The organism is uncultured Flavobacterium sp. (genome assembly GCF_963974175.1).
GTDB lineage: Bacteria > Bacteroidota > Bacteroidia > Flavobacteriales > Flavobacteriaceae > Flavobacterium.
Map to the genome: position 1 here is coordinate 153,113 of NZ_CAXBBR010000004.1, position 21,677 is coordinate 174,789.

21 protein-coding genes and 1 pseudogene are annotated in these 21,677 nt (G+C 33.9%); 10 read left to right on the forward strand and 12 right to left on the reverse strand.

The window, feature by feature from the left end; all coding sequences use genetic code 11:
- Window positions 1-62 precede the first annotated feature (62 nt).
- The 5 genes from tpiA to AAC069_RS08065 all read right to left on the reverse strand — a co-directional run bounded on the left by tpiA (window position 63) and on the right by AAC069_RS08065 (window position 4,392).
- On the reverse strand, window positions 63-815 hold the full coding sequence (tpiA, locus tag AAC069_RS08045; RefSeq protein WP_339919962.1) for a triose-phosphate isomerase: 753 nt from the start codon (window positions 813-815) through the stop codon (window positions 63-65).
- A gap of 51 nt (window positions 816-866) precedes the next feature.
- A complete protein-coding gene (locus AAC069_RS08050; RefSeq protein WP_339919963.1) occupies window positions 867-1,367 on the reverse strand; it encodes a TlpA disulfide reductase family protein in 501 nt (166 codons plus the stop codon).
- Between the two features lie 208 nt (window positions 1,368-1,575).
- Window positions 1,576-2,652 carry an ABC transporter permease gene (locus tag AAC069_RS08055; RefSeq protein WP_339919964.1) on the reverse strand — a complete coding sequence of 359 codons (1,077 nt, stop codon included), beginning with the start codon at window positions 2,650-2,652 and terminating at the stop codon, window positions 1,576-1,578.
- 83 nt (window positions 2,653-2,735) lie between these two features.
- Window positions 2,736-3,836: a BT_3928 family protein gene (locus tag AAC069_RS08060; protein WP_339919965.1), complete on the reverse strand. Its 1,101-nt coding sequence runs from the start codon at window positions 3,834-3,836 to the stop codon at window positions 2,736-2,738.
- Window positions 3,837-3,849: 13 nt separating this feature from the next.
- Window positions 3,850-4,392: a DUF1599 domain-containing protein gene (locus tag AAC069_RS08065; RefSeq protein WP_339919966.1), complete on the reverse strand. Its 543-nt coding sequence runs from the start codon at window positions 4,390-4,392 to the stop codon at window positions 3,850-3,852.
- Window positions 4,393-4,557: 165 nt separating this feature from the next.
- On the opposite strand from AAC069_RS08065, the gene folP reads away from it, so the two are divergent.
- Together folP and AAC069_RS08075 are read left to right on the forward strand one after the other, a co-directional pair.
- Window positions 4,558-5,382 (forward strand): dihydropteroate synthase, encoded by an 825-nt coding sequence (folP, locus tag AAC069_RS08070; RefSeq protein ID WP_339919967.1) that lies wholly within the window; start codon window positions 4,558-4,560, stop codon window positions 5,380-5,382.
- A gap of 91 nt (window positions 5,383-5,473) precedes the next feature.
- Entirely contained in the window at window positions 5,474-6,106 is a 633-nt protein-coding gene (locus tag AAC069_RS08075; RefSeq protein ID WP_339919968.1) for a hypothetical protein, read from the forward strand.
- A gap of 38 nt (window positions 6,107-6,144) precedes the next feature.
- Here the strand turns inward: AAC069_RS08075 and AAC069_RS08080 are convergent.
- A pseudogene (locus tag AAC069_RS08080) lies at window positions 6,145-6,249 on the reverse strand (23S rRNA (pseudouridine(1915)-N(3))-methyltransferase RlmH); the annotation flags it as partial.
- Window positions 6,250-6,610: 361 nt separating this feature from the next.
- Between AAC069_RS08080 and AAC069_RS08085 the strand changes: the two are divergent.
- On the forward strand, window positions 6,611-7,423 hold the full coding sequence (locus tag AAC069_RS08085) for an ice-binding protein (protein WP_339919969.1): 813 nt from the start codon (window positions 6,611-6,613) through the stop codon (window positions 7,421-7,423).
- Window positions 7,424-7,947: 524 nt separating this feature from the next.
- Here the strand turns inward: AAC069_RS08085 and rlmH are convergent.
- The 5 genes from rlmH to AAC069_RS08110 all read right to left on the reverse strand — a co-directional run bounded on the left by rlmH (window position 7,948) and on the right by AAC069_RS08110 (window position 14,114).
- Window positions 7,948-8,421, reverse strand: coding sequence for a 23S rRNA (pseudouridine(1915)-N(3))-methyltransferase RlmH (rlmH, locus tag AAC069_RS08090; RefSeq protein WP_339919970.1), 474 nt, complete (start codon window positions 8,419-8,421; stop codon window positions 7,948-7,950).
- 6 nt (window positions 8,422-8,427) lie between these two features.
- Complete coding sequence (locus AAC069_RS08095) at window positions 8,428-9,846, reverse strand: adenosine deaminase (protein ID WP_339919971.1); 1,419 nt, start codon at window positions 9,844-9,846, stop codon at window positions 8,428-8,430.
- Between the two features lie 174 nt (window positions 9,847-10,020).
- Window positions 10,021-11,964: a mechanosensitive ion channel family protein gene (locus AAC069_RS08100; RefSeq protein ID WP_339919972.1), complete on the reverse strand. Its 1,944-nt coding sequence runs from the start codon at window positions 11,962-11,964 to the stop codon at window positions 10,021-10,023.
- A gap of 38 nt (window positions 11,965-12,002) precedes the next feature.
- Complete coding sequence (locus AAC069_RS08105; protein ID WP_339919973.1) at window positions 12,003-13,265, reverse strand: DUF2254 domain-containing protein; 1,263 nt, start codon at window positions 13,263-13,265, stop codon at window positions 12,003-12,005.
- Window positions 13,266-13,685: 420 nt separating this feature from the next.
- Complete coding sequence (locus AAC069_RS08110; protein WP_339919974.1) at window positions 13,686-14,114, reverse strand: hypothetical protein; 429 nt, start codon at window positions 14,112-14,114, stop codon at window positions 13,686-13,688.
- Between the two features lie 578 nt (window positions 14,115-14,692).
- Between AAC069_RS08110 and nadC the strand changes: the two genes are divergently transcribed.
- The 4 genes from nadC to priA all read left to right on the forward strand — a co-directional run bounded on the left by nadC (window position 14,693) and on the right by priA (window position 19,608).
- Window positions 14,693-15,550: a carboxylating nicotinate-nucleotide diphosphorylase gene (nadC, locus tag AAC069_RS08115; RefSeq protein WP_339919975.1), complete on the forward strand. Its 858-nt coding sequence runs from the start codon at window positions 14,693-14,695 to the stop codon at window positions 15,548-15,550.
- A gap of 57 nt (window positions 15,551-15,607) precedes the next feature.
- On the forward strand, window positions 15,608-16,540 hold the full coding sequence (locus tag AAC069_RS08120) for a YihY/virulence factor BrkB family protein (RefSeq protein ID WP_339919976.1): 933 nt from the start codon (window positions 15,608-15,610) through the stop codon (window positions 16,538-16,540).
- Window positions 16,541-16,682: 142 nt separating this feature from the next.
- The gene (locus tag AAC069_RS08125) at window positions 16,683-17,111 is read left to right on the forward strand and encodes a DUF2147 domain-containing protein (RefSeq protein ID WP_339919977.1); all 429 of its coding nucleotides are present in this window, start codon (window positions 16,683-16,685) and stop codon (window positions 17,109-17,111) included.
- Window positions 17,112-17,154: 43 nt separating this feature from the next.
- The gene (gene priA, locus AAC069_RS08130; protein WP_339919978.1) at window positions 17,155-19,608 is read left to right on the forward strand and encodes a primosomal protein N'; all 2,454 of its coding nucleotides are present in this window, start codon (window positions 17,155-17,157) and stop codon (window positions 19,606-19,608) included.
- A gap of 9 nt (window positions 19,609-19,617) precedes the next feature.
- On the opposite strand, the gene AAC069_RS08135 is transcribed toward priA, so the two are convergent.
- Window positions 19,618-20,313 carry a LytTR family DNA-binding domain-containing protein gene (locus AAC069_RS08135; protein WP_339919979.1) on the reverse strand — a complete coding sequence of 232 codons (696 nt, stop codon included), beginning with the start codon at window positions 20,311-20,313 and terminating at the stop codon, window positions 19,618-19,620.
- A 166-nt stretch (window positions 20,314-20,479) separates the two neighbouring features.
- Here AAC069_RS08135 and rpsF point away from each other — a divergent pair, with 166 nt between their 5' ends.
- The 3 genes from rpsF to rplI all read left to right on the forward strand — a co-directional run bounded on the left by rpsF (window position 20,480) and on the right by rplI (window position 21,623).
- Window positions 20,480-20,821 carry a 30S ribosomal protein S6 gene (gene rpsF / locus AAC069_RS08140; protein ID WP_091089796.1) on the forward strand — a complete coding sequence of 114 codons (342 nt, stop codon included), beginning with the start codon at window positions 20,480-20,482 and terminating at the stop codon, window positions 20,819-20,821.
- A gap of 2 nt (window positions 20,822-20,823) precedes the next feature.
- Window positions 20,824-21,120, forward strand: a complete 297-nt coding sequence (gene rpsR, locus AAC069_RS08145; RefSeq protein ID WP_066077030.1) for a 30S ribosomal protein S18 — start codon at window positions 20,824-20,826, stop codon at window positions 21,118-21,120.
- Between the two features lie 65 nt (window positions 21,121-21,185).
- Window positions 21,186-21,623: a 50S ribosomal protein L9 gene (rplI, locus tag AAC069_RS08150; protein ID WP_339919980.1), complete on the forward strand. Its 438-nt coding sequence runs from the start codon at window positions 21,186-21,188 to the stop codon at window positions 21,621-21,623.
- The last annotated feature ends 54 nt before the right edge of the window (window positions 21,624-21,677 follow it).

The window sequence follows — 21,677 nt, forward strand, 5'->3', positions numbered from 1 at the left end:
TATAAAAATAAAAAAAGCGGTAAATTCAATTACCGCTTTTTCCTGTATTTTAAATAATCAGTTTAAATTGCGTTCACAATCGCTATGAAATCATCTGCTTTTAAAGCTGCACCACCTATTAGACCACCGTCTACATCTGGTTTAGAGAAAATTTCTTTTGCATTTTCTGGTTTTACACTTCCACCATAAAGAATAGAAACATCTTCTGCGATATCGCTTCCGTATGCTTTACGTACTGTTTCTCTAATAAATTCGTGCATTTCTTGTGCTTGCTCTGGAGAAGCAGTTTCGCCTGTTCCGATAGCCCATACAGGCTCGTAAGCTAAAACAATATTGGCCCAATCTGAAGCTTGAATACTGAACAATCCATCTCTCAATTGATTTTCTACTACATTGAAATGATTTTTAGATTGACGGTCTTTTAATTCTTCACCAAAACAAAAAATCACCGTCATGTCATGCTCTAAAGCAGTATTTACTTTGCTTGCAATTAATGCGTCAGTTTCATTAAAAATGGCTCTGCGTTCTGAGTGTCCAAGAATTACAATATTCACACCGACGTTTTGCAACATATCAGCAGATATTTCTCCTGTAAAGGCACCACTTTCTGCTTGATGCATGTTTTGAGCAGCAACGTCAATAGCGACGAACTCTAAATGATCAACGGCCGTAGACAAATTAATGAATGTTGGAGCTACAATTATTTGCACTTCAGTTTCAAAAGGCATTTTGTCAATCAATTCATTCAACAAATCTTCAGTTTGCTCAGCATTTTTATGCATTTTCCAGTTTCCTGCAACTATCTTTTTTCTCATTTCAATTTGTTTTATTTAGTTCTTTGTTTTTAGTTTTTTTTCGAAATTCTATTATTTTAACGAAGCTAATGTTTCATTAATTTTATCAAAATCAGTTTCTATCGCACGATATAAAACAATTTTACCGGTTTTATCCACGATGATATATCTTGGAATCCAATCTAAATCAATCGCTTTTGCAAAAACACCTTCCATTTGGTCATTAGCCATAAAATGATCCCCTTTAAGTTCGTGTTTATCTATACCTATTTTCCATTTATCCGCCGTTTTATCCATTGAGATAAATACGTAGGCTACGTCAGGATTATTTGCTTGAAGTTCTTTTATTTTAGGCATTGCTTTTACACAGTCTCCACACCAAGAAGCCCACATTTCTATAACCACCGTTTTTCCTTCGTGTTTCTTTAAAATATCCTGAAAAGCAACCTGACTTCCATCAGTCGCTAATAATGTTTCTGCTAAAGCTTCTTTAGAAAATTCGGTTTTACCCGTATTTGATTTAGAACAAGAAAATGCAAGGAATGCAATTAATAAAGCAACTATTTTTTTCATTTTTATATTTTTAACAAAGTTAAACAAACAATCTAATTTGGGTATACAGATTAAGGAAAATTGAATAAGCCCATTTTAAATAACAAAACCACACACTTTAGTTATGAAATCAGAAATGAAATCGTAATAGTTGAGCTTAAAATTAATTTGGGCATAAATTAATTAGTGATTTTATTACAAAGACGAACAAAAAAAACAATTTTAAGTACTACGAGAGTCTTATTTTAGGGTCAAGATAGGCATAAATAATATCGACCAAGATGTTGATAACGACAAATGTCGTTGAAATTACCAATACTGAACCCATTATTACAGGCAAGTCTAAATTGTTCAAAGCTTCCACTATTTCTTTACCCAAACCATTCCATCCAAAAATAAATTCAACAAATACTGCACCGGCAAGCATCGAGGCAAACCATCCTGAAATTGCAGTTACGACAGGGTTTAAGGAGTTTTTTAAGGCGTGTTTTCTAATAATTTGATATTCAGAGAGTCCTTTTGCTCTTGCAGTACGGATATAATCTTGACCAAATGTTTCTAGTAAGGAGTTACGCATCAATTGGATTACCACTGCCAAGGGACGAATTCCTAAAACCACGGCTGGTAAAATAATATTTTTCCATTGGATATAACTTCCTTCACCAAAATCGTCTACTTCATACAAGCTTCCCGTCATGTTCAGGTGTGTATATTTTTGCAATACAAAGCCAAATAACCAAGCAAATAAAATGGCGCTAAAAAAGGAAGGAATACTCATTCCTAGTGTACTTACCAGCGCAATTAAACGGTCGATCCAAGTGTCTTTATGCAACGCCGATATGATTCCAAACAGAATCCCAAAGACAATAGCGATTACAATAGCAAAAAAGGCCAATATCGCTGTACTTGGTAGGGTATTTCCAATAATTTCTGACACTTTCTTTCCGCTTTTCTGGAAGCTTTCTCTCAAATATGGAGTCTTAATTACAAGATTTGAATTGGTAAAACTGAATAATTGTGCTGCATTGTATTTTCCTTCACTCAAATAAGTATAATCGGATTCGTTTTTGCTGTGCAAGGAAATAGGAGAGAGGTCATTGAGATAATATAAATACTGGGTAGCAATAGGTTTGTCAAAACCATACTTCTTTTTAATCAATGCCAGTTGCTCTGAGTTTTCATTTTGATCCAGCATCATTCTTGCGGGATCTCCAGGCAAAACATTAAATAAAAAGAAAATGACCGTAATCACGCCATATAGTGTGAGCAGTGCATATCCGAATTTATTTAAAAAGTATTTAAGCATTGGTATTTCGTCTACAGTCAAATGCCTAAAGTTCTCGAGTAAATATATTTTTTTTCCTCGAGAACTTTAGGCTTCTGGGCTATTTATAATTTCAAATCTTTAATGTCGTTGTAATGAACTTTTTGTTTAATAGTTCCTTTCTCTAGAACTACAATACTTGGATTCGCTCTTTCAATAGTTTTTAAAGCTATGGCGTCACAAGTATAAAAGTCAAAAGTAAGACCATATTTCTTCTTAGCTTTTTCAATTTCTTCTACTGCAGAGTTTGTCATTCCAATTACTTTATATCCGTTGGCTTTAGCTTCCTGGTTTAATTTTTCCAGTTTTTCCATACCACCCTCTTCAGAAATGGTTAAGTCATAAGTTACAAACATTAGCAATTTGGGCTCTACTAACAACTCTTCTTTATAATCTGAATCGTCTTTCATCATCGTGAAATCATGAATAGGAGGAACATATCCTTCGGTGATTACTTTGTCTTTTCGATCGACGAAAGTGGCTCCTTCTGGAAGATTCATCAAGTCATCCGTCGAAAATTCTTTATCGACTCCATTCACTTTATAAATAAAAATCATTTCTACAACAGACTGTGGCGCACCTTCGGGTATTTCCATTCCTTTTTGGATATTGGTTCCTACTTTATATGGGCGAAAGTCAATTAAAGGCAAATGATTAAGTACCCATACCGCCATAAACATACATAAAATGATACTGGCATAGGCTATTATGTTTTGGGCGCTATTTGCAAAAAGCGGTTTCACTAATTTTTGATTAATGAATAAAATAAGGATGAAGAATAATAAAACGATATCCTTAGTGAAAGACTCCCAAGGCGTTAAATGCAAGGCATCGCCAAAACAACCACAATCTTTTACAACATCATAATAAGCAGAATAGAACGTTAAGAATGTAAAAAATACAATCATAAGCAACAGGCTTCCAATCGTGAATTTAGATTTGTATCCTATAAGCAACATTACACCAAGCACCACTTCGACAATGACTAAAAATAAAGCCAAGCCTAGTGCAAACGGAACTAAAAATGGAATATTAAAAACAGGTTCGCCAAAATATTCAGCCAGTTTATAAGAGAAACCTACTGGGTCGTTTAGTTTTATTAATCCTGAAATGATGAAAAGTAAGCCTACGAATATTCTAGAAAATTGAGTAATTATGTTTTTCATTTTTATCTTCTTTTTATTTACCGAAACCCATTAATATTAAAGCGAAAATGGAATAGTTAATCATGTCTTGATAATTAGCATCTATGCCTTCTGATACAATTGTTTTTCCTTTGTTGTCTTCGATTTGTTTTACACGAAGTAATTTTTGCAAAATCAGATCAGTAAGCGAACTCACACGCATCTCTCGCCATGCCTCACCATAATCATGATTTTTATTTTCCATTAATTCTTTGGTTAGTTTGACTTTAGCGTCATATAATTCAGTTGCTTTTTCAACATCTAAATCAGGTTGATCCGCTACTCCAAGTTGCAATTGGATTAAAGCCATTATCGAATAATTGATGATTCCGATGAATTCTCCGGTTTCGTCTTCGTTTACTTTTCGAACCTCATTTTCCTGCAAACTCCGAATTCTTTGTGCTTTTATGAAGATTTGATCCGTTAATGAAGGCAATCGTAAGATGCGCCAGGCACTACCGTAATCAGTCATTTTATTGATAAATAGCGAACGACAAATCGCAATTACGTTATCGTATTCTTGAGAAGTATTCTTCATTATTGATGTATATTTGTCTAAAATTTCCTCAAAAATAGGGATTAATTTTAAAAGGTTTAAAGTTTCATGTTTAAAGTTATTGGAATAGTTGAGTTTTGTATTTGAACAACTTTAATCTTTAAACGTAAAAAACTTTAAACAAGGAAAACCTTAAACAAATAATTAATGACAATCAACTGTAAAGGACGACTAATCGATTTATCAACCCCCAAAATAATGGGGATTTTGAATGTGACTCCCAATTCGTTTTTTGATGGAGGAAGGTACAATGACGAAAGCGAATTATTGACACAAGTCGGCAAAATGATAAGCGATGGCGCTACTTTCATTGATATTGGGGCTTATTCTAGTAAACCTAGTGCAGAATTCGTTTCAGAAGAGGAAGAATTGAGCAGAATCATCCCTACGGTTCGATTGATCTTGAAACATTTTCCGGAAGCCTTACTTTCCATCGATACTTTTAGAAGTGAAGTAGCCAAAGCCTGTATTCAAAATGGAGCATCTATCATAAATGACATTTCGGCTGGAAATTTAGACGAAGGGATGTTTGAAGTTATTGCCGAAGATAAAGTGCCATATATAATGATGCATATGCGTGGTACACCGCAAACGATGCAGAGTATGACGCACTATGATGATATTGTCAAAGAAATGTTATTCTATTTTTCAGAGAAAATCAATAAGGCAAGGAGTTTAGGTATCAACGATTTGATTATTGATCCCGGTTTTGGCTTTGCCAAAACAATGGACCAGAACTATGAAGTAATGCGTAAAACAGAATTATTTAAACAATTGGAAGTGCCTTTATTAGTGGGGATTTCTAGAAAATCAATGGTGTATAAACCATTAGATATCAGTGCGAAAGAAGCATTAAACGGAACCACAGTTTTAAATACTATAGCCTTAACTAAAGGAGCTAGTATCCTTCGGGTTCACGATGTGAAAGAAGCGGTGGAATGTGTGCAACTTTGGAATAAAATGAATCTATAAGTCGGAGACAAACATGACTCCAATTCGATGCAAACACGAATAAAGAAATGCAAATTCCATATTCCTTTAAAATAATAAATAATATATATCTATGAAATATTTAAGTTTAGTTATTCTTTTTATAATACTGTCCTGCGGAAATAAAGAAGATATCTTACTGCCAAAATCTAATGTGACCATGGTCGCTGATGTTAAAGATCATTCGCCAATTTATATGTTTTTTAGAACGAATGGCAAAGATACTTTGGCAGAAGTCAACAGAAAAAACAGCATCATTACAACCAACTGGATTCTAAATATTGATAAGCGCTTGCCCTTGAGGATCGTAATTCCACAAGTGATAATATTGCAAGAGAAAAAGCGTCAAGAGAAAGCTCATAAAAACGAAAAGGCCGAAAATTATTATTCTTATGCCGATAGTATCGGGAAGAATATGGCATTTATTCCTTTCACGAAGGTGTATTATAAAATGGAGAAGCCTTTTTCTGGAAATCCTAGAATTTCTTTTTATAAAGATAAAATACAAGTAAATGATTCTTTTGTGTCAAAAGCAATATTAGAAGACTACCTTAATAATATGCGAAAAGAAAATGACACTCCATTTATATTATGCTTTGATAAAAACAGTAGTTACGGATCTTACATTCAAAATAAAATTTTTATAAAAAGTATAAAACTAAATAAGAAATTAAGCGTTGATGACAACCAAGAGTTTGTTTTTTGATGTTCGAATCGAAGAACGCAAACTAAAAAATATGGAGAATGGTACCACTCCTTCTTTAAAATGGTAAACCCGCGATACAATTGTTCAATATGAAATAGCTGTCCCACTTGATGTGAGAAAGTCATTAATTAAAGGGAGAATTTTTCTTGTACTTTGGTGTAGAATATATCCTAAACCCCGTCGGATTTAGCAATTACAAATACAAAATTTGTAAGGCAGAAATCCTCTTTTTTAAAGTTCTTCGGAGAGAGCAATTGTACTAAAACCACATCGTTATGATATTATAAACATCTTTATTTCAGTTATTTAAGTTTTCGTACATGATGCATTTACTTAACTTTTCGTAAGGATTTTGCTGATTAATCGATATTAAAAGCGTTTTTAATCTGTCCTAATGGCATTTAGTCGAGTTTAATTGGTTTTATTTATTTGTAGTGATATAAAATTTAAATTTATAGTAATAACATTTTTAAATAAGTGATTAACTTTTTAAATTTAAACATTATGAAATTAGTAAAAATAATACCAATCATTGCGGTGCTATTGGTTGGAGTGCTATCAAGTTGCGATTCGGAAAATGGTTTTTCTGAGACTGTGGTTGCAAATTTAACAAAAGAAACAACTGCTAAACATTTAGATGCTGATCAATCTAAATCTTCGGAATTGAAAGACGTACATCTTGGTGTTGCTGGAAGTTTTGTTATTCTATCTAAGAGTGGAGTTACAGATGTTTATAAATCTGACGTGACAGGTGATGTTGGAACAAGTCCAATAACGGGGGCTGCTCTTTTATTAAAGTGTAATGAAGTGACAGGAACGATATACACCGTTGATGCTGCAGGCCCAATTGATTGTAGAATAACTGATGCTACGCGTTTAACAACTGCTGTGGGTGACATGCAAACAGCCTATACGGATGCCGCAGGGCGTCCTAATCCAGATTTTATTAATTTAGGAGCAGGTAATATTGGAGGAAAAATACTTACTCCAGGACTTTATAAGTGGACTAGTAATCTTTTGATTCCAACTGATATTACTATATCTGGTAATTCTACTGATGTATGGATATTCCAAGTTGCAGGAACTCTTGATATGAGCTCTGCAGTGAGAATTACGTTAGCTGGTGGTGCTTTGTCTAAAAATATTTTTTGGCAAACTGCTGGTGCAGTAACATTAGGTACAACAAGTCATTTTGAAGGGAATATATTAGGTAAAACAGGAATTAATCTAAAAACTGGAGCTTCAATAAACGGAAGAATGTTAGCACAAACAGCAGTGACACTACAAATGAATACAGTGGTGCTACCTAGTCATTAAATGTAAGAAAGAGTAAAGAGTGCTGTCAAATACGAAACTAAAAGGAAATAGTATTAAAAGTGTCGAGAAAGACTACTTCGGTAAGAACCTAGGATCACTATAATACTACTTCAAGAGTTGCCAAGAATAAATATTGTATTCAGTTCGGTTAAAATGACCGTTAATAACTTCCCGTAATTTTGTTTATTATTATGCAAGTTATGTTTAATAGAACTAGGTAGTGTAAACCAAATAGGGTTCTAATTAGGACATGAATTACTGGTGTTTTTAACTGTACAAAATCAAGAACTATTAGTAGCTTCAAGCGGGAATGCTACAGAAATAAAGGTAGGTTATATAAGTTATTCCGTTGGTCAATTAGTGTATTCTTCAACTTCAAAGGAGTAGCTCACCCTTTTGAGCATAGCAAGTTTTTTAAATTGCTAAGACCGTAGGTATTATTTCAAGGCAGGTATAATTATGTTCGATTAACTCTCAAAAAAGATTTATTTTTAGAAATTGGATTTATTACGGAACATTTTTCACTACTGATGATGATACGGTTCATTTTTCAAAATAGTGAATCCGCGATATAGTTGTTCGATAAAAAATAAACGGACCATTTGATGAGAGAAAGTCATTAAGGAAAGCGAAATCTTTCCTTGTGCTTTGGCGTAGACCGTATCAGAAAAGCCATAAGGTCCACCAATTACAAATACTAAAGTTTTTACTCCAGAATTCATTTTCTTTTGGAGTTCTTCTGAGAATCCAACGCTAGAGAAATTCTTCCCGTTTTCGTCCAATAAAATCAATTGGTCAGTTGGGGATATTTTTGCTAAAATCAATTCACCTTCTTTCTCTTTCTGTTGGCTTTCAGATAAGTTTTTTACATTCTTAATATCTGGAATAACCTCTAATTCAAACTTGATATAAAAAGACAACCGCTTGGTATAATCGTCAATTAAGGATTGCAATGCTTTATTATCAGTTTTGCCAATGGCGATCAATTTGATATTCATTAGAATCTATTTTAAAGGAAAATTAGCTTCAAAAGTTTTAAATCTCAAGTCAAGATCTTTTAATAATTGTTTTTTCACCTTATCGTCTTGTATAAAGCTGTAGTTAATACTATTGTACACGTACTGCTTAATATCAGCATAGGATACGTCTTTGTATCTCTTAGTCAACAAAACATATTGTTCGGTCATATTAGTTCTTAATATTCCGGCATCGTCAGTACTAATTACAATAGGCACATTGAATGCTCTATATAAAGAGATAGGATGACGATTTTCTTTGACTTTCAAAATAAATTCGTTACTCACTAGATTGATTTCGATGGCCACCTTATTTTTTGCCATGTAACGTAACAACTCGTATGATTTTGCTTCGTACGCCATGTCAACTCCATGTCCAATGCGATTGGCTCCAGCCGTATAAACAGCATCGCTAATATGCGATGTCAGATCTTCAGGTTGAACTAGTCCTAAGGTGAGTTCGCCCGCGTGCATCGAGTATTTTACATCAGGAAATTTAGTATGGCAATAGTTGAACATCACCATGTGCAACCAGTAGTCTTTCATGGACGTTTCACCGTCTTCTGGAGAAACGATATTAACACCAGCCATTAGCGTACTGTTGTTTGCAGAGATAAAAGCGACGACTAAATTTTTAAATAGATCAACAGGCTCCATGAAACGTAATACAAAATTTTGATAACGCATCGTGAAACGTTCATCGTCAATTTTTAAATCGGTATGTAGTTTAGTTACAAAGTTCGTATTGAAATCCATCGCATCTGCCATTGCATTTCTTTTTAGCATCGTGTTGTAAAGCGAATCAAGAAGTGATTTTACTCCTTTTTCGTTTCTGTTGTTTGCCAATTGTCTTAATTGGGTATTAAAACCTAATAGATCAGCGGTATTGATTTTAGAAGGGATAGTCGAGAATTCGGTTTCGATATAACTCACGTTTTCCTTGATTGCTCTATTTTTTAGTTCCAATAAGCCTTCGCCAAAATGCCCCGCAATTGCCGGACTGAACTTGCCAAACGACTCAAAAAATAATTTGTCTGATGGATAGCTCACATGATTATAGTCTTTTATAGACCATTTTTCCATTATTTTTTGTTTGTAAACGCTAAGTTCACCGCGATCTTTTATTGCTGAGAATTTCTCCCATGTTCCAGTAGCAGGTTTATCCTTAAGGACATCCATAGTGGTAGTATTCAAGTAAAAATCTTCAGATATGGCATCTTCCAATATCGGCTCAGCATAAATGGAACCACTAAAATGGTGGTGTAGATCTCCGCCTTTTGGCATTTGGGAAAAGAAAGCTGTAAGTTCAGCTTCATTATTTCTGATTTTCTCTAAATAAAGGCTAGGGGATTGGGAGTAGCTTAGATTCAGCATTGCCGAAAAAAGAAGCGTATAAATTAATTTCATAGTATCTGTTTTTTGTGGTTCCGATAACTATCGGTAAAATTCCAGTAAAGGAATTCATTTTGGATACCTGAATTCCAGTTTGGGTATCTTGATATAGATGCCAAGTGTGTTATTCAGAATAAATTGGAGGCAAATATAAGCGATTAAACGTATAAAAAAAATAACCTTAATAAATTACTCTTTATTCAATTTTACATTAAACGGAGGTGCTTGATATTCTTTATCCAAATAACTTTCAGGAATCGTGGTCCTATTTCCATCTCTCGCAGCACGGTAATGCGGCGACATGATTTCAATTCCTCTTTCGTTGCACACATCTTGGATGTTTTGATGAAGATCAGAGTAGATTACCGCCTGCTTGTTAGGCTCTTTGATATAAGCATTAATCTCATAGGAGACATAGAAGTCATCTAGGCTAGTTTGTAACACAAAAGGTTTTGGTTCTTGTAAAATTAAGGCTGTTTGTGAAGCAGCGTCAATCAAAGCCTGATGCATCTCTTTCCAGGGCACATCGTAACCAATAGTTACTGTGGAGTGAATAATTAGCCCTTTCTCAGGCGCATCGCTGCTGTAATTGATAGTGTGACTGCTCATGACGGTCGAGTTAGGAATAGAGATGATTTCGTTTTTAATCGTTCTTATTCGGGTGACCAATAATGACTTTTCGATTACGTCACCTACCACTTCGCCAATTTTTACTCGGTCGCCAATTTTAAACAAACGCATATACGTCAGTATCAAACCAGCAATAATATTCGAAAGTGATCCTGCTGATCCAAACGTAAACAGGAAACCCAGAAAAACAGAAACGCCTTGAAATACAGGAGAATCACTTCCTGGAAGATAGGGAAAAATTACAACAACCATAAAAGCGAATACAATAACTCTAATGATTTGATAGGTGGGATTAGCCCAATCTGGATAAAAACCAGGTAGTTCTAAATTCCCTTTTTCAATTTCGTTTTTAAGGAACTTAATTCCTTTTAATACGTATCGGAACACAAAAATAATAACCAAAATCGTAATCAAATTTGGTAGATAATTCCAAAAACCAAGACCTATCTTTTTAAGCGGATTTAGGATATATCCAAAAAGGGTAGAAGCAAAGCCTTTAGTCCATGGGAAAATTCCAAAGAGAATGGGTAATGCTATATAAACGAGTAATGCGATTAACAACCACTTAAGTACCGTATTGACATTAAGTAATGCATTCACCTGTTGCTTGGCATCAAATAAAATAAAGTTCCTAATTTTTATTCCTTGGATTCGTTTGTCTTCCTGAAATTTAATTTTAAATGCTGTCCAGTTAAAAAACTTTTTCAAATAAGAAATTAATACAAACATAATAATCAAGACAAGTAATGCTAATCCGATTTCTTTGGCTAATGTGGCCAAGCTGGTTTCACTTTTATATTTGATAATAGCGGCACTGATCAATGCTTTGTATTTCTTAGCTAACTCCTCTTTTGAGATGTTATTCCAAAGAGCATCATTTTCAGAAATACTCATAATAATGTTTTCTTCATTCACTAAATCCAACGTCGTTTCTGTTTCAGCAATTTTGATGGAATCGGTATTAAAACCATATTGGTCAGCAAGATTTGTTATCCTAACACTGATCGCATCGGCTCTTTCCTTGGCCGAGAAACTACCTAATTTACTATAGACATGAAATAGTGTGTCATTAAAAAACCCGTGAACGGGATATCCTTTAGCCGTTAGGCGCATCGAGTCAATTTGTGCTTTTTTTTCTCTAAGGCGAAGCGAGTCTTTTTCGTGCAACGCCAGTAGTTGTTTTTCTAGGTCTTGTTTTTTTAGATTATCGGTTGTTTTTAAAGAAAGGAGTTGTTTTTCTAATGCCACTTTTTTGATGGAATCGGTAAGACGTTGCGCTTCAATAATAGACAGTTTTTTGTTGAATGCCTGAATCAAGGAAGTGTTTATGGAATCATTTTGCTTATTGACGCTATCGTTTTGCGATAAGGTCACCACCGAAGCAAACAGAAAAAAAATAGCTATCAATAAGGTTCTTATTTTTGTAATAGTAAAACCCGATACAGTTTGATTGGATATTGAAAGACAAACGGTTTTATTATGTTTAGTAGGTTGGTGCTGCATAAATTAGTTCCTTTAAAGGTATTAAAAACAGTATTTCTTTATAATTGTTTGGTAAATAAACTCTCGCTTTTTAATAGGCTAAGATCTCCATTAAATTTCATTTCTATTTCTGCCCTTTCAAAAGCTTGATAGGAATGATGCATAGCGGCTATTTTTATAGCAGAATTATCGATGGCATAAACGCTGTTAAAGGCTTTTTGAAGTCGGATCATCACTTCAATATTTCCTGCACCATCTCGAGCTAAGGGTCTAAATGCATCTTCAAATAAATCTTCAATTGTAAGTTCTGGAACCGCAATGCGGTCGTATGGTTTTTTCTCTGCTTTTTTCGAGTCAAGTGGTTCAGCCCACAAAGAAAATAAACGGACATAACTGCTGATTATTTGTATTGCCGTACCAGGGTCATTGACCGCAGGAGACAAAGCACGACTTGCAATTTCGCTTAAAGTGATGAGCCCAAAACGAGGGTCTTCATCAAAATACCGCATATCACCTATTACAAATGCTTTTCTCATATCATTGTAATCCTGCTCTGTGGTTGTGCTTTCTTGTAACGATATATAAAACAAAGGCTGATCTATGGCAGAAAAACTTCCAGGAATAGCATTTATAGTAATCAACGCATCTAATTTTTCTGCAATTTCCTGTAGTTTAGACAGGTAGATTTGCTGGACATAACCGGTAAATTCACCATAAACGGCTGTACCTTTTTCTTGATTTGGATTAATAACTATTCCGTTTAGCGTAGGTGATGCTAGTCGGTTTTTTATCGCATTTGCAGTAGCATCTTCCACTAATTTAATGGTGTGGCCCATGCGTCCCAATCGCGAAATACGCTCCACCCATCGTAAAAAAGTAAGAATAACTAATGCGAAAAACAGTAGTGTAAAAACAAATAAAGTAAAGTTGCCTGCGACACCATAATAGCCATTTTTTAGCGCTACCGTGGCCACAATGCTATAAATAAACGAACCTATAAAAACAGAAAGTGCGTTTCGAGAAACGTCATCGGCAATGATTAGTTTAAAAGAGCGAGGAGTGGCTGTGTTACTGGCTGCCGAAAAAGCAGAAATCATTGAGCCCACGGCGAAAATGGCAATTACTAACATACTCGATGAAATAGTATGTAGTAATGTTTCTAAGGATTCTGTATTTATTTCAGGAACTAATTCATGAAGACGTGTACTGTCAGCCACTTGTGCAATTAGTGCTCCCAAGATGGAAAGCATACAAAAAATCAATGGTCTAAACCATAGTTTTTCTCTAAGGCGATTCATTGCAAAAAGCACATTTTCTTTCATAAATTGAAGGTTTGGGACTAAATTAATATTTATTTCTTTAAATAACTAAAATCCTTCGTCGTTACGGTTTTCTTACAATAGCTACGAAAAGCTTTCTTTAGCCTCTTTAATGCTTTTTACGAAATAATAAACGTTTTAAAATTTTAATGTAAATAGATGATTTTGCTGTTGAATATATTAGGGTAGTGAAATCAGATTTTAAATAAAGGAGATTGTTTTACAATATAAATATTAAGGATAATAATATGAGAAGGGTTTGTAGCGTAATAACGTGAATAGTAATTTTATGAAAGATAGATAGCAAATTGATAAAGATAATTTTATAACAGAAAGTTACTTTGGAATAAGATTAATTGCAGTTTAAAGTATTAAAAAAGGCGAAAATCTTATTTGTAAGTGTATAGTAATAAACTATAACACCTATTTTGTTTTTCTATATTCCAAGCGTGGGCCGTCGCAGTTTTGCCAAGTACTCACTAAGACATCAGCGTTGTCGAAATAAAGTTCTTCTTTTAAATTACCGTAACAGCTACCAATGATGTCACTTTGGGATGAATAAGTAAGTTCAAAATAAGTTTCGGTACCGCTAATTGTGATTTTATACGTCCCTGTACTTCTAGAAGTATTGCCATCTCGGGTTCTAGACTTAGTAAAAGTACTGTTGTCATTAAGTAAATAGAATTCCTGCCACTCCATAGCAGCGCCGGAAGTTTCAGAATTCAGGGTTCTGCCGCTCATTTTTACCAATTCCCATTTTCCTTGAGAATTAGTCTCTGAAACATTAACATCTGTACCTGAACAGGAAGTAAGAACGATAAATGCGATAAAAATTACGATAGTTGATTTCATTTTGTTTTTATTGTTTTAATACTCCTTCTTTTGTCAAAATAAATTTTAAAAAACAGTAAAGCAACTGATAATCTAAATAGCCGGTAAACCCAAATATTGGCATTCCAGAAAAGTAATTCGTGCGCTGAACCTTTATCAAATAAGGAGTCAACAAAAATAAGAAAAGAAATAATTGCTAATATTAGGTAGACAGTATTGGGTATTTTCATTTTGAGTTTTTTTATTCATTCTATATTTAATTGACTCGTCTTCTTTTAGCTGTTCATAACTTTTTTCGAGCCGTGGGCTTCAGTATTTATCATCTTTCCAAATATAAGAATTATTTTACTAATGGTCTAAAGATAGAATTGTATTTTTTAAATTGTTAAAAGTTGATTATTAGCTGATTAGTCTATTTTTATTAAAATTAGGGTTCAGGTAATCTGCAGTTTATTAGTCATATGACGACTGCTTTTCTATATGTGGTTGTTTTGCTTCTTCAAGCTTTGTAAATATCGGGAACTCCACATCAATAGGGAAACCAATTTTCAATTTGACAAAAATTACCTACTTTAGCATTATATAAATTTCTGAGAAAGATGATTAGCGAAGCACAATTTCAAAACGAGTTACAGATACTAATTGCAAATGCCATTCGAGAAGATGTAGGCGATGGCGACCATAGTTCGCTGGCTTGTATTCCTGCTTCGGCAGAAGGCAAAGCAAAACTATTAGTCAAAGATGACGGGATTATCGCAGGTGTTGAATTTGCCAAAATGATATTCCAGTACGTAGATCCAAATTTAATAATAGAGACTTTTATAGTTGATGGAACGCCCGTGAAATACGGCGATATAGTGTTTCATGTTTCAGGTAGTTCGCAATCTATCCTGAAAGCAGAAAGAATGGTATTGAATTCAATGCAACGAATGTCAGCCATTGCTACTAAAACCAACAAATATGTCAAATTACTAGAAGGAACGAATACTAAAATCCTGGATACCCGTAAAACTACACCTGGTTTTCGTGTTGCCGAAAAATGGGCTGTGAAATTGGGTGGCGGCGAGAACCACCGTTTTGCTTTATATGATATGATTATGCTAAAAGACAACCATATTGATTTTGCAGGCGGAATAGCTTTGGCTATATCCAAAACTAAGACGTATTTAAAGGAAAAACAACTGGATTTAAAGATCATTGTCGAGGCTAGAGACTTAAACGAGGTAAAAGAAATAGTTGCCTGTGGAGGCGTTTATAGGATTTTGTTGGATAATTTTGATTACGAAATGACGAGAAAAGCAGTAGTCTTTATTGGGAATCAAAGCTTAACAGAATCTTCGGGAAATATTAATGAAGAAACCTTAAGAGCATATGCTGAATGTGGAGTGAATTACATATCTTCGGGTGCTTTAACGCATTCTGTTTATAATATGGATTTAAGTTTAAAAGCGATTTAAAGTAATTGTTTTGTAACCTAATAGACATAGATACCCGAAACTTGCAACCTGAATACAATGAGTCACGAAATTGAAGAAAGAATTGATAGAATCCCGGTACTGCGTAATTTTGCTCGTTATATAAAAGGGGTAAAGTTAAGTTGGTTAGGAGGTTTGTCTCTTTATGAATTAATGGAATTGTACGTCATCGGTATAGCTGAAGGCGCTTTATCTAACAGGGCTGGCTCTATTGCATTCAGTTTTTTTATGGCTTTGTTTCCTTTTGCACTATTTATTCTTAATCTTATCCCATATATTCCGATTGAAGGATTTCAACAGGATTTTTTAAAATTTGTATCAGAAGGCGTTCCTCCTAATACGTATTATGCGATTGAAAACATTGTTAATGACATACTTCATAATAGTCACTCTGGTTTGCTGTCAACGGGTTTTATATTGTCTATTTTCTTGATGGCTAATGGGTTAAATGCAATATTAGGGGGGTTTGAAAATTCAAAGCATGTACTGGTTAAAAGAGGGTTTTTCCGGCAATACTTGATTGCTGTAGGAATGTCAGTTTTTTTATCAATGTTGCTATTGGTAACTGTAGGTATTATTGTTGTTTTTGAGGTGTTTATTCATAAACTAACGGCTCATCAAGTATTAAATGAACAAATTCCATTAATTGTTATGGGACGTTACGGTTTTTTAATTACAATGATTTTGATTACGACCTCAATACTTTTCAAGTTTGGAACAAAGCACGATAAAACAAGGGCTTTCATATCAGTTGGTTCTGTTTTTACTACCGTTTTGACCATCATTATTTCTTACTTTTTTGGAATTTGGGTTATCCAATTCTCGCAGTACAATCAACTTTATGGTTCTATAGGTACTTTGTTAATTGTGATGTTCTACATTTGGATTAACTGTATGATTTTACTTCTTGGCTTTGAATTAAATGCCGCGATAAATAACCTAAAAAGAAAAAAGAATATTGAATTAATCTAAATGTTTTTCGGTAAATTTATAGTAAGTTTGATAAAAATTGGGCGGTTTCAAGCTGAAAAATGGATTAGTTATAGGCAGCGCTTCTGTAATTTTTAAAAAAAAGTTTTCTCTTTATGGGAATTATAAAAAAAGTAAATAAATTATGAAAAAGAGTATCACATTAGTATTGTTATTTGTTTCAACATTGTTTTATGCTCAAGGTCAAGGGGTCATTGGAAAATGGAAGACTATTGATGATCAATCCGGTGAGGAGAAATCGGTTGTTGAAATTTATGAAAAATCAGGAAAAATTTACGGAAGAGTACTTGAGATCTTTGACGCAAGCCATAGAAAAGACCGCTGTGTTGACTGTGAAGGAGAAGATACAAATAAGCCAGTGTTAGGGTTGACAGTGATAAAAGGACTTAAAAAAGATGGAGACGAATATAACTCAGGGAAAATATTAGATCCTAAAAACGGAAAAATATATAAATGTTTCATTACGTTAGAATCAAAAGACAAGCTTAAAGTACGCGGTTATATTGGCTTCGCTTTATTGGGAAGAACCCAATATTGGTATAGAGTTAAATAATTTTTATTTTCAACTAAACTAATTAATACCCAATACCTAAAGAATGTTTTTTTTTGCCGAAGTAATTTTACCGCTTTCTCTTGCCAAGACTTTCACGTATAGTATATCTGAATCCGAGTATAATTATATAAAGAAAGGAATGCGAGTAGCGGTTCCTTTTGGAAAAAGCAGAATTTATACTGCGCTGGTAGTAGAGACTCATCAGAATCAACCCACATTATACGACGCTAAAGAAATTCATCAAATCCTTGATGAAAGTCCTATAGTAACCGAAATTCAGATTGCTCATTGGCAATGGATTGCATCTTATTATATGTGTGCCATCGGGGATGTGTATCGTGGTGCGATGCCAAGTGCTTTAATATTAGAAAGCGAAACTGTAATTTCTCAAAAAACAGATGTTTTCGTTGATGAAAGTGATCTTTCTGATGATGAGTTTTTAGTTTATCAGGCATTGCAACAGCAATCGTCGCTTAAGGTTCAGGATATCACTTCAATTTTAAACAAGAAAAATATTTTTCCTGTCATTCAAAAACTAATTGACAAAAACATATTAGTGCTTCAGGAAGAAATGCTTGAAAGTTATAAACCTAAATTAGTGCGATACATTCGTTTGCATTCTAAATACGAGTCCAATCAGGGGCTAGGGGAATTACTGGAAACGTTAAAAAATGCTAGCAAGCAAAAAGAAATTGTTTTAACGTACTTTCAATTAATCGCTTCCGAAAAGAAACCTCTTACCGTAAAAAAACTGGTGGAGGCTGCTAATTCTACCTCGGCAATTGTAAAAGTATTAATTGAAAAAGAAATATTTGAAGACTACTATATTCAAGAGGATCGTGTTAATTTTACCGGAGAAACCAATGAAAGGGATTTGCAACTAAGTGTTGCACAACAAAATGCTTTTTATGGGATAAGAGATAGTTTTATCCAAAAAGAAGTTTGTCTTTTACATGGTGTGACTTCCAGTGGAAAAACAGAGATTTATATTAAACTGATAGAGGAATATCTCGTTACAGGAAAGCAAGTCTTGTACCTGTTGCCGGAGATTGCGCTTACCACTCAATTAGTAGGAAGGTTAAGAGCTTATTTCGGGAATAAAGTAGCTGTTTTTCATTCGAAATACAACAATAATGAACGGGTCGAAGTGTGGAGTCAAGTTTTGCGAAATTCTGAAAAAGCACAAATAGTAATAGGAGCGAGGTCGGCCTTGTTTTTGCCATTTGCCGACTTGGGATTCGTAATTGTAGATGAAGAACACGAGCAAACCTTTAAGCAAATAGATCCTGCCCCCAGGTACCACGCTAGGGATGCTGCGGTGGTGTTGGCAAATTTCCATAAAGCTAAAGTTTTACTAGGTTCGGCAACCCCAAGTATTGAAACGTATTTTAATGCCAGTTCAGATAAATATGGTTTGGTCGAAATCAAAGAAAGGTACGGCAACGTAATGATGCCAGACATTCAGCTGGTTGATTTAAAAGATAAATATTTTCGAAAAAGGATGAAAGGTCACTTTAGTGATACCCTAATAGAAGGAATTACAAATGCAATTGCATTAGGAGAACAAGTGATTTTGTTTCAAAACAGAAGAGGGTATTCTCCTCTCGTGGAATGCATGACCTGTGGACACGTGCCGCACTGTCAGCAATGTGATGTGAGTTTGACCTATCATAAGCACAAGAATCAATTGCGATGTCATTATTGCGGCTATTCGATAGCTAAACCAACTCATTGCCACAGCTGTTCTAGTGTTGATTTAACCACCAAAGGTTTTGGAACAGAGCAAATACAGCAAGAATTAGTAAGCCTTTTTCCTGCTAATAAAATAGGAAGAATGGATCAGGATACCACTCGCGGTAAATTTGGATTCGAAAAAATCATTGATAGTTTTAAAAACAGGGAAGTTGATATTCTGGTGGGAACACAAATGTTAGCTAAAGGGCTTGATTTTGATAATGTAAGTTTAGTAGGGATAATGAATGCCGATAATATGCTTTATCATCCGGATTTTAGGGCTTTTGAAAGAAGTTTTCAAATGATGACACAAGTGTCTGGACGTTCAGGACGATCAGAGAAGCAAGGAAAGGTAATTATTCAAACCTATAACCCTGATCATAACACGATACAACAGGTCACTAATAATGACTATGCAGGAATGTATAAGGAACAATTATATGACAGGCAAATTTATAAATACCCACCGTATTTCAGGATTATCAAAATCACTCTAAAACATCGTGATTTTGATAAACTTAAGGAAGGTGCTATGTGGCTGTATCAGGTAATAAGCCAAAATCTAAATATACCAGTCTTAGGTCCGGAAGAACCGGCTATAAACAGGATACGAAATGAGTATATCAGAACAATAATCATCAAGATTCCAACTAATATTTCAATAGTAAGTACTAAGAATATTATTCAGAAAATGTTGAATAGTTTTGATTCAGTTGCTCAATATAGAGCAATTAAGGTTGCGATAAACGTCGATTTCTATTAAAGTAGTTTTTTATACAAATGAAAGTGCTTTTACTAAATCTTCTTTTTTGTTTCTGCTTAAAGGTATTTTAGTAATACCGATTTCTGCAAATTTACTATTGAAACGTTCTACTTTGTCAATATTAATGATGTACGATTTATGTACTCTTACGAATTTCTTTTTCGATAAATCATTTTCAAAAGACTTCATGGTAGAAAGAACCAAGTTGCTATCGTCCTCAGTAACTACTCTTACATAATCACCAAAAGCTTCAATCCATTTTATTTTTGAAGTAAAAATCTTCAATTTTTTCAAGTTGCTTTTTATGAAGATATGCTCTCCTTCTTCTTCCTTATTATCATTTCTAAGTAAATGTAAATCCATTGCCCTAATAACAGATGCATTAAATCGGTCTAATGCAATCGGTTTTTGAAGGTAATCCGTCGCGTCATAATCAAATGCTTTCATCGCATACTCTGCTTTGGAAGTAATAAAAATAATTTGAGGTTTAGTTTTTAATCCATCCAAAAAATCGAAGCCACTGATTACTGGCATTTCAATATCAAGAAATATTAAGTCCACATTGTGAATAGACATGCAACTTCTTGCTTCAATAGCATTTGAAAAGTCACCTATCAAATGTAGGCTTGGATGATTATTTACTAATTTGGAAATGATCATTCGTTGAATCGAGCTATCATCTACAACAACACAGTTTAATTTCATAATATTTAGTGTTTATGATTTGGAGTAGTAAATATATTCTTTTTTTTAATGTAATTTAGTTCAAGCATCATTTTTTTTGTTGTTCATCGATTAAATTGAAATTAATGTTGAATATTGAAAAATAAAAGCTATTTTTGCACCCAAATTAACAAATAAATAAATATTTATGAATCATTATGAAACTGTTTTCATTTTAAATCCCGTTTTATCTGATGTTCAGGTAAAGGAAACAGTAAGCAAATTTGAAGATTTTCTTACTACTAGAGGAGCCGAAATGGTATCGAAAGAAGACTGGGGCCTTAAAAAAATGGCTTACGAAATTCAAAACAAAAAAAGTGGTTTTTATCACTTATTCGAATTCAAAGTATCAGGAGAAGTTCTAATTGCTTTTGAAACAGAATTTAGACGTGACGAAAGAGTTATGCGTTTCTTAACTGTAAGTTTAGACAAACACGCTATTTCTTGGGCTGAAAGAAGAAGAACAAAATTAAAATCTACAAAAGCTTAATCATGGCAACATTACAACAATCTGCTTCAGGAAAAAAAGACGGGGATATCAGATATCTTACGCCTTTAAACATAGAAACTAACAAACAAAAGAAATACTGTCGTTTCAAAAAATCTGGTATCAAGTATATCGATTATAAAGATGCTGATTTCTTATTGAAATTCGTAAATGAACAAGGGAAAATTCTTCCACGTCGTTTAACTGGAACTTCATTGAAATACCAAAGAAAAGTGTCTGTAGCTGTAAAGCGTGCACGTCATTTAGCTTTAATGCCATATGTGGCTGATTTACTAAAATAATATTTAAACTCAGTTGTTGGTTTTCTGAAACATGAAACCTAACTTCTATAATAAAGGACAACAACATGGAACTTATTTTAAAACAAGATGTTCAAAATGTAGGATTTAAAGATGATGTAGTAACTGTGAAAAATGGTTACGGTCGTAACTTTTTAATTCCACAAGGATTTGCACATTTAGCAACTTCTTCTGCAAAGAAGGTATTAGCTGAAAACCTAAAACAAAGAGCACATAAAGAGGCTAAAGTTGTAAGCGATGCGCAAGCAATTGCTGAAGCTTTAAAAGCTATCGAAATTAAAATTACTGCAAAAGCAGGTGGAGAAAAATTATTCGGTTCAATCACGAATATTGACATCGCTGATGTTTTAGCAAAAGGTGGTCAAGTAATTGATAGAAAATTCATCACTAGCGGTATCGTTAAACGTACTGGTAAATATACGGCAAGCGTTCGTTTACATAGAGATGTAATTATTGAATTACCTTATGAAATTATAGCAGAATAATTCTATTTTGTTAACGTTTTGTTAAAGAAAAGTAAAAATCACTCCTCGGAGTGA

Bases quoted from the DNA above. Each gene is read 5' to 3' on its own strand.
- tpiA (WP_339919962.1), bottom strand. From the start codon at position 815: ATGAGAAAAAAGATAGTTGCAGGAAACTGGAAAATGCATAAAAATGCT.
- AAC069_RS08050 (WP_339919963.1), bottom strand. From the start codon at position 1,367: ATGAAAAAAATAGTTGCTTTATTAATTGCATTCCTTGCATTTTCTTGT.
- AAC069_RS08055 (WP_339919964.1), bottom strand. From the start codon at position 2,652: ATGCTTAAATACTTTTTAAATAAATTCGGATATGCACTGCTCACACTA.
- AAC069_RS08060 (WP_339919965.1), bottom strand. From the start codon at position 3,836: ATGAAAAACATAATTACTCAATTTTCTAGAATATTCGTAGGCTTACTT.
- AAC069_RS08065 (WP_339919966.1), bottom strand. From the start codon at position 4,392: ATGAAGAATACTTCTCAAGAATACGATAACGTAATTGCGATTTGTCGT.
- folP (WP_339919967.1), top strand. From the start codon at position 4,558: ATGACAATCAACTGTAAAGGACGACTAATCGATTTATCAACCCCCAAA.
- AAC069_RS08075 (WP_339919968.1), top strand. From the start codon at position 5,474: ATGAAATATTTAAGTTTAGTTATTCTTTTTATAATACTGTCCTGCGGA.
- AAC069_RS08085 (WP_339919969.1), top strand. From the start codon at position 6,611: ATGAAATTAGTAAAAATAATACCAATCATTGCGGTGCTATTGGTTGGA.
- rlmH (WP_339919970.1), bottom strand. From the start codon at position 8,421: ATGAATATCAAATTGATCGCCATTGGCAAAACTGATAATAAAGCATTG.
- AAC069_RS08095 (WP_339919971.1), bottom strand. From the start codon at position 9,846: ATGAAATTAATTTATACGCTTCTTTTTTCGGCAATGCTGAATCTAAGC.
- AAC069_RS08100 (WP_339919972.1), bottom strand. From the start codon at position 11,964: ATGCAGCACCAACCTACTAAACATAATAAAACCGTTTGTCTTTCAATA.
- AAC069_RS08105 (WP_339919973.1), bottom strand. From the start codon at position 13,265: ATGAAAGAAAATGTGCTTTTTGCAATGAATCGCCTTAGAGAAAAACTA.
- AAC069_RS08110 (WP_339919974.1), bottom strand. From the start codon at position 14,114: ATGAAATCAACTATCGTAATTTTTATCGCATTTATCGTTCTTACTTCC.
- nadC (WP_339919975.1), top strand. From the start codon at position 14,693: ATGATTAGCGAAGCACAATTTCAAAACGAGTTACAGATACTAATTGCA.
- AAC069_RS08120 (WP_339919976.1), top strand. From the start codon at position 15,608: ATGAGTCACGAAATTGAAGAAAGAATTGATAGAATCCCGGTACTGCGT.
- AAC069_RS08125 (WP_339919977.1), top strand. From the start codon at position 16,683: ATGAAAAAGAGTATCACATTAGTATTGTTATTTGTTTCAACATTGTTT.
- priA (WP_339919978.1), top strand. From the start codon at position 17,155: ATGTTTTTTTTTGCCGAAGTAATTTTACCGCTTTCTCTTGCCAAGACT.
- AAC069_RS08135 (WP_339919979.1), bottom strand. From the start codon at position 20,313: ATGAAATTAAACTGTGTTGTTGTAGATGATAGCTCGATTCAACGAATG.
- rpsF (WP_091089796.1), top strand. From the start codon at position 20,480: ATGAATCATTATGAAACTGTTTTCATTTTAAATCCCGTTTTATCTGAT.
- rpsR (WP_066077030.1), top strand. From the start codon at position 20,824: ATGGCAACATTACAACAATCTGCTTCAGGAAAAAAAGACGGGGATATC.
- rplI (WP_339919980.1), top strand. From the start codon at position 21,186: ATGGAACTTATTTTAAAACAAGATGTTCAAAATGTAGGATTTAAAGAT.